The organism is Steroidobacter sp., from assembly GCF_016790065.1.
In the GTDB taxonomy this organism is placed as follows: domain Bacteria; phylum Pseudomonadota; class Gammaproteobacteria; order Steroidobacterales; family Steroidobacteraceae; genus Steroidobacter.
Map to the genome: position 1 here is coordinate 1 of NZ_JAEUPY010000486.1, position 11298 is coordinate 11298.

At 60.7% G+C, this 11298-nt stretch carries 8 protein-coding genes; 2 read left to right on the top strand and 6 right to left on the bottom strand.

What is annotated here, in order from left to right; translation table 11 throughout:
• On the bottom strand, positions 1–1350 hold a 1350-nt coding region (locus JNL55_RS19995; protein ID WP_293857779.1), incomplete at its 3' end, for a DUF4397 domain-containing protein.
• A complete protein-coding gene (bamA, locus tag JNL55_RS20000) occupies positions 1340–3766 on the bottom strand; it encodes an outer membrane protein assembly factor BamA (RefSeq protein WP_293857781.1) in 2427 nt (808 codons plus the stop codon). The genes JNL55_RS19995 and bamA, both read right to left, overlap by 11 nt.
• 136 nt (positions 3767–3902) lie before the next feature.
• Between bamA and JNL55_RS20005 the strand changes: the two genes are divergently transcribed.
• On the top strand, positions 3903–5684 hold the full coding sequence (locus JNL55_RS20005) for a DUF885 domain-containing protein (protein WP_293857784.1): 1782 nt from the start codon (positions 3903–3905) through the stop codon (positions 5682–5684).
• A gap of 38 nt (positions 5685–5722) precedes the next feature.
• On the opposite strand, the gene JNL55_RS20010 is transcribed toward JNL55_RS20005, so the two are convergent.
• From JNL55_RS20010 to JNL55_RS20025, 4 genes are all read right to left on the bottom strand, one after another.
• Positions 5723–6730: a hypothetical protein gene (locus JNL55_RS20010; RefSeq protein ID WP_293857787.1), complete on the bottom strand. Its 1008-nt coding sequence runs from the start codon at positions 6728–6730 to the stop codon at positions 5723–5725.
• Positions 6731–6853: 123 nt separating this feature from the next.
• On the bottom strand, positions 6854–7231 hold the full coding sequence (locus JNL55_RS20015) for a hypothetical protein (protein ID WP_293857789.1): 378 nt from the start codon (positions 7229–7231) through the stop codon (positions 6854–6856).
• 191 nt (positions 7232–7422) lie between these two features.
• Positions 7423–8241: a class I SAM-dependent methyltransferase gene (locus JNL55_RS20020; RefSeq protein ID WP_293857792.1), complete on the bottom strand. Its 819-nt coding sequence runs from the start codon at positions 8239–8241 to the stop codon at positions 7423–7425.
• A 38-nt stretch (positions 8242–8279) separates the two neighbouring features.
• The gene (locus tag JNL55_RS20025) at positions 8280–9962 is read right to left on the bottom strand and encodes a methyl-accepting chemotaxis protein (RefSeq protein WP_293857795.1); all 1683 of its coding nucleotides are present in this window, start codon (positions 9960–9962) and stop codon (positions 8280–8282) included.
• Positions 9963–10470: 508 nt separating this feature from the next.
• Here JNL55_RS20025 and JNL55_RS20030 point away from each other — a divergent pair.
• The gene (locus tag JNL55_RS20030; protein WP_293857798.1) at positions 10471–11112 is read left to right on the top strand and encodes a hypothetical protein; all 642 of its coding nucleotides are present in this window, start codon (positions 10471–10473) and stop codon (positions 11110–11112) included.
• Positions 11113–11298: the final 186 nt, after the last annotated feature.

Sequence of the window (11298 nt, forward strand, 5' to 3'; positions counted from 1 at the left end):
GCGCGCCGGACCGAGCGCTAACGTGGACGTGCCGGCGTAGTAGAAATAGATGTCGTAGTCGCCCTCGACCAGAGTGAACTGACTGGACATATTTTGATAAGGCAGCGACGAAACGCTCGCAACAGTGTCGTCGTCATCGAAGTCCACGGTCTCGCCCGGTAGGCGTAGATAAAGATCCAACGGCTCGTCGTCTTCGAGGCTGCCAGCGCCGTGTAAGAAGCGAAAGCTGGCTTGCGTGGGCACGCTGCGAGAGTCGGCACTCATAACTGCGGCGTCGACCAGCTCGGCCGGGCCGATCGCATAGGCGGTGTAGTAGCCGCCGGCCGTGGCTTCGAACTCTTCGAAGAAAACATAGGGCGAGCCAGCACCGGCCGGGACCGCGATCATGCCGTTCTCGCCCGAGTTGATGGGCACATAGCCGGTGGATTGTTGAAAGACGATGTTCTGCGCCAGCGGATCGGCCAGCCCCGAGCCCACCGTCACATCCAGCGCGGGCGTGTCGTGCGAGATATGGACGAACTTGAGCGCTGCTTTATCGCGATAGTCGCGATACTCGCCGCTGCCCACGACCAGCAGTTTGGTGGTCTGTGTGCCCGGACCGTTGGTATCGGCGATGGCCATCATCACCCGATTCTGTTCCGAGAAGGTGATGGACTTGGAGCGATACAGTACGTCGCTGGTGCCGGCGGCCAACAATTCGACGACTACGTCGGCGCTGAGTGTGGCGTCGTCATCCAAGTCGGTATCGTTACGAACCAACGAGAGCTCCAGCGGCGATGAGGTTTCGGTGATCGCCAAAGTGTCGACGTAGTAGCGTGCGGTGATGCCGGCCTTCGCGGCCGTCACATAAACGTCCACTGCGGGCGTGTCGGGCGAGGCATGCGTGAACTGCAGGACCAACTTGTCGTTGTCGACGTCGTCGCGCTGATCCAGGCCTTCGATCATGAAGGTGTGGATGTCGTCGAGCTTGCCGTATGCCACCACGGTGTATTCGGTGCCGGCGAGGAACGTATACGCCGAGGCACCGCTGACCGGTGTCGAAGTTTCATCGTCGTCGTCATCGTCATCCAGATCGGCCGGCAGCAGCGCGCTGAAACTCACTGTGTGCTGGCCCGGATGGCCGGCGCTGAAACTGGTCGCGCTGCCATAGCCGGCACTGTGCACCGTGGTGTCGTCCAGGTCGATCTCCAGCGTCGGCGAGTCGGTGACCAGGTTCAAGCTGCGCATGTGGAACGTGCTCTCGTCTTCGTTCAGCGAGTCGTTGCTGCATGCGACCAGTTGCAGCGCCAGTGCGAGCACGCCGACGACGCGCGCCAGCGAGCCGATGCCGAAGCGCCGCCTAGAACGCATTGCCGATGGAGAACTGAAAGCCTTCGAGCTCATCGCCATAATTCAACTCCGTGCTCTTACGGTAGGTAAGCGGCACTGCATAACTGAAACGAAATAGACCCAGCGGTGCGAGCCACTCCACGCCGATGCCGGCGGAGGAGCGAAAGTGTTTCCAATTGAAGTCGTACTCGACCGGGTAGCCGCCTTTGTCGGTGAACTGGGTGTCGCCCAGGTAGGCCACCTGGCCGAAGTCGTAGAACAAGCTGACGCGTGCGCTGTTCCGGAATTTTTCCGGCATGGGCAGGATGGCTTCGATCTGGCCGGTGACCGAGAAGTCGCCGCCGTACGGATTGCCGAGCGAGTCGCGTGGTCCGAGATACGATTCTTTGAAGCCGCGCAGAGTGCCGGGGCCGCCGACAAAGAAATTTCGTTGCGGCGGCAGTGCTGTGGTGTCGCCGAACGCCGAGCCGTAGCTCACGCGTGAGCCGATGCTCAACGGCCAACGGACCAACGGCAGCGTGACGAATTGTTTGAGGTCGTAGCTGGCGAGGTAGTACTCGATGTTGCTGCCGGGTGGCGTGGCGCTCAGCGAGAGTGCATGTCTCGCGCCTCGCGTCGGGAAGATCACGCGGTCGCGGCTGTCGTAACCCCAGCCCAGATTGATTTCGAACGTGTCGTACTTGGTGCCGAGAATGGTGTAGCCACCCGACTCTTTCTTATAAGGCGAGCCGTTGACCTGCACCCAATCCTGGAACTGTTGCGAGCTGTACACGGTGGTGGCCAGGTCCGCCGCCTGCCAGCTGCTGCCCAGTCGCAGGCTCTGGTACTCGCTCAGCGGGAAGCTGTAGTCCATGCCCATCAACCAGGTGGCGGTGGAAAAGTCCGACGACGCCGAGGTGAGCTGCGTGACTTTGCGATAAGAAAGATTGGTGGTGCGACCGATGCCGTCCAGCGTGACGAACGGATTGGTGTGCGAGATATCGTAGGCCTTGGAATATTTGCCGGCGTTCAACTCGATGGCGACGCGCTCGCCGGTGCCCAGAAAGTTGGAGTGCACGATGTTGCCGTTCAGGATCACCGACTGCGACTCGGAGTAGCCGATGCCGCCGCCGAACTGACCGGGCAAGCCTTCCTCGATCTTGAAATCCACGTCGACCAGATCCGGCGTGCCCGGCACCGGTGTGGTCTCGACGTCGACCTTCTGGATGAAGGCCAGGCGTTGCACGCGCTGCTTGGAGCGTTCCACTGCGGCGTTGGAAAGATAGGCGCCTTCCAGCTGACGCATCTCTCGGCGGAACACCACGTCATTGACGCTGGTGGTGCCGTTGAAATTGATGCGCCGGACGTACACGCGATGGCCTGGGTCGACCACCAACGCCAGCGACAACTCCTTGGTGTCCTTGTCGACCTGCGGTACCGCGTCCACTTTGGCAAACGCATAGCCGTCCAGCCCCAAGCGCAAGATCATGGCCTCGGTGGTTTGAGTGATCCGCCGCTGCGAATACAAATCGCCGGGCTGAATCATCACCAGCCGGCGCAGTTCCGATTCCGGCACCACCATCTCGCCGCTCATCCGGATTTGCGAAACTTTGTAGACCTGGCCTTCCTGGACGTTGAGCGTAATGAACATCTCGTCCTTGTCGGGACCGATGGCCACCTGGGTCGAGGTGATGGCGAAATCGGCGTAGCCGCGATCCATGTAATAGGAACGCAGCTTCTCGATGTCGCCCGACAAGGACTCGCGTGCGTAGCGATCGTCTTGCTTGTACCAGGACAGCCAGTTCGGCGTGCTCAGCTCGAAGTCGGCCACCAGCTCCTCGTCGCTGAAAGCCTGGTTGCCGGTGATGTTGATTTGCTGGATGCGGGCGCGCTTGCCTTCGACGATGTCGATGGCGACCTTGACCTTGTTGCCGGGGATCTCATCGGCGCGTGCGTCGACCTTCACGGCGTACTTGCCGCGCGAAAAATATTGCTCGGTGAGGTACTGGCGCACTTCATCGAGCACCGACTGATCGAAGGTCTTGCCCGACGCCAGACCGACGTTGCGCAGTGAGCGTTCCAGGTCTTCGGTCTTGATGTCCTTGTTGCCCTTGACCTCGAAACTTTCGATGGTGGGGCGTTCCAGCAGTGCGACGATCAGTGTGCCGCCGTCGCGGCGTAACTCGACGTCGCGAAAGAAGCCGGTGCCGTACAGCGCGCGAATGGCCTCTTGCAGCTTGCGGCTGTCGACGTTGTCGCCGATGTTGACCGGCAGGTAGTTGTACACCGTGCCTTCGGTGATTCGTTGCAGTCCCTCGATCCGAATCTCGCCCACCGCGAACGAACTCGGCGAGGCATTGGCGGCGGTGCTTATGTCTTGCGCACGTAACTTCTGTGTCCCGAACGGGGTTGCCAGGGTGGCGACGACGAGTAGGCGAGTAACGATGGAGCGCGACATTCGCCACTGGATGCAGCAGCGTTGCAAAAGGTCGCGGCTTTGGCGAAGCGATGTTTGCGCGATTGATGTTGTTTCTTTCTCTGAATCGCCGATGAATGGTTACAATTCGTCACCTCGAACGACGGAGAGAAATGCTATGTGGAAGTCCGCGTCTCGTGCCCGAATTCTGTTGGCCGCAGTGCTGGTCGCTGCCGTACCCGTCACCGTGCCGGCTGCGCAAACGGCTCTGCCGGCTGCGTGGATCCACGAGAGCAATCGGCACGCGCAAATTCTGCTCGAACTGATCGCCAAGTATTCGCCCGAAGCGGCCGCGTCGTTCGGTGTCGAAGGACACGACAACCAAATCGTCGATCTCAAATCCGGCTACTCCGAACGGCAGGAAGCCGACTTGCAAGCGGCGCAGGCCCAGCTCGAATCGATTCGCAGCGGTGTGACCCATCGGTTGGTGCGTCAAGATGTGGGCATCTTGATCAAGGCCGCCGCCGATCAACGTCAGACCCTGCAGCTCAATCGCAAATTGATGGTGCCGTTCACCGATGTCGGCCAGTTGGTGTTTCAGGGCTTTCAAGATCTGCTCGACGAGCGCGTCGACAAAGAGCGGCAGAAGGCGGCGGTCGTGCGGCTGCGTCGTTACGTCGGTGCGGAAAAGGGTTATGAGCCCGTGACGGTGTTGGCTCGCGCGCGCTTCGAAGAGCGAGCGTCGGAGTCGGCGTTGACCGGCCCGTGGGTGGTGGAGGTCAAACAGAACCTCGACAATCAGCCGCGCTACCTGGATGGCATCGAACAATTGCTCAAGGGCAGCGGCTTGAAGGGCTGGCAGCGTGACATGAAGACGCTGCGCCAACAGTTCGCCGACTACGACAAGTGGGTGCGAGCAACAGTGCTGCCGCGTACGCGCCAGACCAATCAATTGCCGCCGGAGCTGTATGCCGACAATCTGAAGAGCGTCGGTGTCGACATGAGCCCGAAGGACATCATGGAGCGGGCGCAGAGCGATTACGTGCAGACGCGTGACGAACTGATCGTGACCACTGCTGCGTTAGCCAAACAGCGCAACTGGCCCGAGACCAATTATCGCGACGTGATCCGGCGCTTGAAGAAGGAGCGCATTCCTGCCGACAAGCTGATGGCTCTTTATAAGAATCGCTTGCGTGAGATCGAGACCATCGTGCGCGACAAGCGCATCGTGACGTTGCCGGAACGTGAGGCGGTGATTCGCTTGGCCAGCGAAGCTGAGTCGGCTGCGCAGCCGGCGCCTCACATCGATCCACCGCGGTTGATAGGAAACACCGGCGAGGCGGCCGAGTTCGTGCTGCCCACCACTAACCCGAATGCCAAAGCGGGCGCGGAGATGGATGACTTCAGCTACGACGCGATTGCCTGGACGCTGACCGCGCATGAAGCTCGTCCCGGCCACGAGCTGCAATTCGCTCGCATGCTCGAGCAAGGTGTGTCTACCGCGCGTGTGGTGTTCGCCTTCAACAGCGCCAACGTAGAAGGTTGGGCACTGTATGCCGAGGCGGTGATGAAAGAGTATCTGCCGGTCGAAGGACGCATCGGCTCATTACAGATGCGCCTGATGCGGGAGGCGCGTGCCTTCCTGGATCCGATGTTGAATCTGGGGCTGTTGCAACCGGAACAGGCACAGCGCTTCTTGATGGAAGAAGTGATGTTGTCCGAGCCGATGGCGAAGCAGGAAGTGGATCGCTACACCTTCCGCGCGCCCGGACAAGCAACGTCTTATTACTATGGCTACGCGCGCTTGAACGCGTTACGAACCCGCGTCGAGCTGGCTCAGGCCAGCAAGTTCGACGCGCTGAAGTTTCATGACTTCATCGTCAATCAGGGCCTGCTGCCGTTCGATTTGTTGGAGCAGGCGGTGACCGCGGAGTTCGCGCCGCCCAAAGCTGTCAAATAGGGCCTGTCAAAATAGGACCTGTCAAATAGGTTTGGCGACTATTGCTTGGATTTGGCCGCCGCCTTCTCTTCTTCGCGCGCCCCGGCAAGGATGCCGGGCAGCGCGTAGTTGCCCTCGTGGCAGGCGTACTCGTAGATGTTTTGATCGGTGTAATGGAACGGGATCTCGCCGCGCCACGCCGTGCTGAACGTGTCGGGATCCTCGACGGTGAATTCGTAATGTATGGTCTGTTGCTCGGTACGCGTGAAGCGCTCGATCACCTTGAGCTTGGGTGACACCGGGATACTGCGATAGCTGGCGAGTTGACCGATTTGGATGGGCTGCACCGGATTGAAGTTGGTGGTTTCCACCACCAGTGTCTCGCCTTCCCAATGGCCGATGGAGTCGCCCATCCATTGGCGCACGTGTTCGGGCGGATGTTGGCCGCCGAGCCGGATGATGCGTGCGTCGTGGACCATCTCCACGTGAATCAGCACCGTGTTGGCCGATTGGACGATCTGATAATTACTGTTGTACATCACCGGCAACATCGGCGGGCCGGAGTTACTGCCGAAACCTAATATACAGCGCTCGCCCAGCGCTCGAACCTCGGGCCCATCGAAGCCGCTCTTGGTCGCGCGAGCAGTGCGTGCGGCGAGGCGTTGCTGACCAGCTTCCGACAAGGTCGGCACCTGACCATCAGCGGGATAAACGATCAGCGAGCTGCGACGTTGACCCTGCACGGTCGCCACTGCGTTGGCCGGGTCGAACCAAAACACGTTGTAGCCACCGACATTGCCTTTGGGCAGCTCCTGGCTCAGGTCGCTGGGGCGAGCGGATTCCGCGGCAAAATCCTGCATGCGCTTTTCCATCTGCAACGCTTCGGGCTCGGACAACACCAGCTTGTCGCCCAACGCTTTGGGGCGCTCGACCGGTGTCAGCGTGGCGTTGGTCCAGATGCCTTGCAGGTCGGGATGGCCGTCGGCGGTGCGGGGCGCTTTATAAGGTGCGGCGGCCGCGGCCACGGCCCAGAAATAAACTATGAATGTAGCGCTGCTGGATTTCATCGCGTGCCCCCCAGTCCGTTGCGACCGTTCGAGGCACGAGTATCACAGACCGTGCGCGCTCACGGCCCGGCATTGACCGTTCTTCAGCTTTCCTTGCATTTCGTTCCGCGCAGTGACGCCGTGTTACCGCAGTTCGGAACGTTGCTTGAGTTGGGGCAGGGGGCCATCGATCTTGGCGAGCACCGCGACCGCGGCTTCGTAGCGCAAGCGGGCCGTGCGCAGAGTCACCGAGTCGACCGAGGGCAGCTCGGCGCTAGCGGCGGTTTGTTTCTCCAGCTCGGCGCGTAACACCGGCAGCGCGTCCTTCAACGTGGCCAGCAGCTCGGGGGCGGCGGCGATCAGGCGGGCATTGGCTTCGGCGCAGCCGTCACCCGGGCCGGCGGCGTTGTGACACAAGGCCACGTGCCAGACCGAGCCATCGATGACCGCGTCGATACAAGGCTCGCTGGGATAACGCGGATCCAGACTGACGATCCAAGGTCCTTGAGTGTGCTGTCCCATAGCTTCTTCCCTCAGCAATGACGGGGGCGTTGAGCACGACCCCCTAATGAAAGAAGTTCAGCCTCACGGAAAACACGCAGCGCCCACGGTGAGGAATTTTCCATCGCCAGTTTGCGTTGTCAACACAATGAATGCTGTGGCTCTCCGCAGTTCGCTGGCAGGCGCGCAGCTGGCCGAATATGCTGGCGAGGTCAGGCCGGCTTGCGGCCGCTGACGATGGGAATGTGCCAGACCGCGTATTGGCGCGGGTCGAGAATGGCGCCGACGCTCTGATCGAACAATGCACTCACCTCAGCCAGCGACAGCTTGCTGTTTTGAGCAATCACTTCGGTGTAACCATCGCGCCAGGCCTGGATGATGGTGGCAAAGGTCTGGCGCGCCACCCGCAGCGAATCTACGACCACGTAGTCCACATGAAGATCTTGTAAGCCGAGCTCATTCATGATCGTCCAGGTGCGCCGGCCGATACGCGCATCGGTGTGCGTACGGCGCGTAAATTCAATCACGCCTTCATGCCAGAGCCGGTCAGGATCCACGCCGCCGCGTTCCGGCATATGCAACATGCCGTAGTCCTCGCTCAGCAGATGCATCCAACCGCCGGGCTTACAGATGCGATACAGCTCGGCCATCGCCTTCTCGGGCTCGGGGATGGCCTGGCTCATGTGACGACACACCACCAGATCGAACTGGCCCGAGGCGAACTTCAATTCGAAGGCATCGCCTTGTTCGAAGCGCACGCGGGGTGCCAGTGAGGCATGAACTCGCCGGGCGTAGGCCGCTGAGCTTTCCAGGATGTCGACACCGACGATTTGCGCTTGTGGGTAGAGTGCCGCGAGCCGGCTGGTGATTTCGCCACTGCCGCAGCCGATGTCGGCAATGCTTGCCGGCGCACCGTAGCGCGCCAGCAGCCCTTGTTCTTGTGGCCAGATGGCCTCGGCCTGAGCGCGCAGATTGCGGACCATCGACTCGTCCGCCATCTGCTCGGCCTGCGGATTGCGGTGCGTGCTCATTCGAGCATCATGCGACAAGCACCGCCGTTCGCAAAGTCTCAGCTTGCGCGTGCCAGCGGCAGCACACCGGTGTCTTCGAACTGAAACTCAGACTCAGCCGCGGGTGCGGGGAGTGCCGGTGCGCTGCTGACTACGGACGGTGTATACACCGCACGCTGTCCGACAGCTTGGCTGGTGCGGAAATAGGCGATCTGCTGACTCAGCGAATGCGCCTGTGTTTCGATGGATTTGGCGGCCGACGCCGCTTCTTCCACCAGCGCCGCGTTCTGCTGGGTCACCGTATCCATTTGCACGACCGCGTGGCTGACTTGCTCCACGCCTGCCGCTTGTTCCTCGCTGGCCGCGGCAATTTGAGCCACGATGTCGGTGACCTTGCGCAGGCTGGCCATCATTTCGGTGAGCGTATGGCCGGATTGATCCACCAGTCTGGAGCCGGTCTGCACTTTGCTCACCGATTCGGCGATCAGAGTTTTGATTTCCTTGGCAGCAGTGGCGCTGCGCTGAGCCAGGCTGCGCACTTCGCTGGCGACGACGGCGAAGCCGCGACCTTGCTCGCCGGCGCGCGCCGCTTCGACGGCAGCGTTGAGTGCCAGCAAATTGGTTTGGAACGCGATCTCGTCGATGACGCCGATGATGTCGCTCATCCGCGTGCTCGAAGCGTTGATCTCGGCCATGGCGCTGACGGTCTGTTGCACGATCTGGCCGCCTTGTTCGGCCTGCACGCGCACCTTGGCCGCGAGCGTATTGGTTTCGCTCGCATGCTCGGCATTGCGCTTCACGGTGACCGACATCTGTTCCATGCTCGCCGCGGTTTCTTCCAGCGCTGCCGCTTGTTCCTGGGTGCGCTCGGCCAAATGATCGCTGCCTTGACTGATCTGAGCGGTGCCCTGGCGCACGGCCTGCGAGCTGGCACGCACTTCATCGACGATGCGGAGCAGATTGGTCCGCATGCTTTCCATCGCCGCCATCAGGCTGGTGCGATCGGCGCCGCGGACATCGATGGGATGAGTGAGATCGCCGTTGGCGATGCTGCTGGCCGCTGCTGCCGCCGCCGCCGGTTCGCCACCCAACTGACGAATGATGCTACCGGTGATGAGCCAGGCGATCAGACAGCTGATGACGCCGGCGATTACGCCCAGTACCAACAGCAGATTCCGATTGCTGATGTAATCGTCGGCCGTTTTCCGGCTGCTGGTATCGACCGCTGCGCGCTCCAGGTCGATCAGCTTGTCCAGCGCTTCGATGTTGGCTACCTGTGCCGGGCGGGCTTCGTTCAACAGCACTTGCCGCGCGGTGGCGATGTCGCCGGCTTCGACCAATTGAATGAAGCGTTTCTCCAGCGGCAAATACACCGCACGGGCTCGCATGACTTCGGCCAGCACGACCTTGGCTTCCGGCAAGGTGATGGACTTGATCAAATGTTCCATGGCTTCGGTGCGATGATGTTCGTCTGCGCGCACTGCTTGCAGCTGTTCCTGAATCGCTTGCGCATTCTCCAGCAACAGCATGTTGCGCATCTTCAGGCCGGTGTCCTGTAGATAGTGCGACCAGTCGTAGGCGGCGGCCAGATTCGGTACGTAGTGGCTGGCCAGCTGATCCACCGTACGGTGGAAATTGGCCATGCTGCGAACCCCCAGCAAAGTTGCGAGTGTCAGCATCGCGAGCACCAGGCCAAAGCCCAGGTTGAGACGCGTACCGACTTTCATTGTCGACAAATTCATGATGAACCAGCTCCTGCACGGTTACGGGAATTGACGTGCAAGTCGTTCCATGTCGTCTCGCGCTTTGTTCCTGTTGGTTCTGCGAGCGCGCGGCGGTGGACGGGTAGTGTCCGATGCTTGGCTGTATGTCCTGTAGCTACGGCATCGGATTAAAACTACCTGCGTCAACCGTTCATCGACTTGCTAGGCGTCCTCGTAACGCAACTTCGTCCATGGCGCCAAATACTTGAGGAGAAGTACGTAGTGAGCCCGTACTTTCGTGACGTGGGCCGCAGAGCTTTGGGGCTTGGTGCCCGGTTCGGGTGCGCCGGTTGAATCTTGTGCGACCGGCGTCATCTAAGGAGCTGAACGTTGCGAATGGCGACCGCGTCACATTCGCGTGTCCGTGTCCGCGTCAAACTACTGTCGCTTAAGGTTTCATCGTACAGCGTGTCCGGTTGCCAGTAGTTAAGATGCGGCCGCCCGAAACAAGGCAGCCTGCCGACCGCCGCCTCGAGGAAACCCCGACGTGTATTGCCGCCTCTTCACTGCTGTTGCATTGGCCGCTGCCTTGCTGAGTCCTCCGGTTCACGCCGAAGGCGAAAAGACCTTACGCGTACATTGGAACAAGTCGTCGGAGACCGATCTGGCGACGGTGGTGATCGGTGACTACGACGCGTCGCCTGAATCGAATTATTTGATCGGCGCCACCTACGGCTATCAGTACAGCGACACGCTGTTCTCCTGGCCCATCGAGATGACGGCGAACGTCGGCGTGCAGTACCTCGACGAACGCGGCTATCAGCAGGACGGCTACGGGCTCACGACGTTCATCAAAGCGCACTACCGCTGGGAACTGCCGTGGACCGACAAGCAAGTCCGGCTCGGCTTGGGCGAAGGCCTGAGCTACGTCTCACGCATCCCAGTGAGCGAGGTGCGGGACTTTGCCAAGAAGGGCGCCGAGTCGGAAAAGTTGATGAATTATTTGGAGTGGACCATCGACCTGCCGCTGCGCCAGTTCGAGCCGCTGCACGGTCTGTTCCAGGGCGGCGTCATCGAAGAGATGTCGCTGGGCTTCCTGGTGTGGCATCGCTCCAGCGTGTTCGGATTGTTCAGCGAGACCGGCGGTGGCGTGAACTTCATGGGCTTCAGCTTCGAGGCCCAGTTCTAGTCAAGGCCAGTGGCTTACAAAGGACGGAGTCGTAAAGAATGAAACTGGAAGTGATGTCGATCAGTTTCCTGCGCAGCGGGGCACTGTCGGTAGAAGTCGGCGCCCAGTCGCAAAAGGACTCGCCAGCCGAGCCGTCGCTGGACGTGGTGAAAATGTGGGTGTACTTGCCCTCCTATAAAACCACCG